This is a genomic window from Klebsiella sp. MBT K-1, from assembly GCF_002556465.1.
Lineage (GTDB): Bacteria > Pseudomonadota > Gammaproteobacteria > Enterobacterales > Enterobacteriaceae > Klebsiella > Klebsiella grimontii.
The window spans coordinates 1-785 of record NZ_PDEL01000047.1 but is presented as its reverse complement, the minus strand read 5'-3'; the positions used below and the strand labels follow the sequence as shown (position 1 = coordinate 785).

Genomic DNA, 785 nt, shown 5'->3' with positions numbered 1-785 from the left:
GCCATGCCTTCCGGGGCCGAGAAAAGCACCGCTTCATTGAGCGGTTTCAGCCGCTGCTCAAACATCTGTATCTGGCTGTCGACATCCGCCTTCAGCGCCTGCGCCTGTTCTGCGGCCATTTCCAGCTGTTGCAGTTGCTGATTAAGCCTGTCGATTTCCCTCTGCGCGGTATCCATATTCAGAGCATCACCCTGGGCTTTCGCCTGAGCATCCGCAGCGACAAAGAGTCCCTTCCCTGCTCTCAGGGTTCCCCACTCATCGGTGCGCAGCTCTGTGCCCGTACCGCGACGTTGCCCCTGGCTGTCCACAAGGTGCCCGGTATTGAGCTGTGTTTTCCCGTACTCCGTGGCGAGCTTGATGTGCTCCTCACCGCGCCTGTCTTCCATCCGCAGTTTGTTGTTCGCCGGAGTCCGCAGGATATTGCGGGTGTGATTGTCACGGGTGACGTGGTCGGAATGTTCGGAGTCGTGCAGCGCATACGCGATGTATGGCAGATCAATATCGCCGTTGCTGTACGCAATCGCCACTTCGGTGCCGTCGATGAGCGGCGTATGCCAGCCCAGCGTTTCACCGGCATAAGGTTTCGCCATTCGCAGCCACAGGTAACCGTAACCGGGTTCCGTCCCCTCCCGGTCGAAGTCCAGCTTCACCCGATAGCGCCCCTGCTCGTCCAGGTGTGCGTAGGTATCATTTTTTTCGCGACTTTCGATCCGGGCCGGAAGCGTACCCGGGATGACCGGGCGAGGGATCTCTACCGGACGGAAGCAGTAACGTTCGGTGTAAGG

Annotated in this window: 1 protein-coding gene; it reads right to left on the bottom strand. The window is 59.4% G+C overall.

Translation table 11 applies throughout. The annotated features are described in order from the left end of the window. On the bottom strand, nt 1-785 hold a 785-nt coding region (gene vgrG / locus CMQ96_RS28210; protein WP_141522412.1), incomplete at both ends, for a type VI secretion system tip protein VgrG.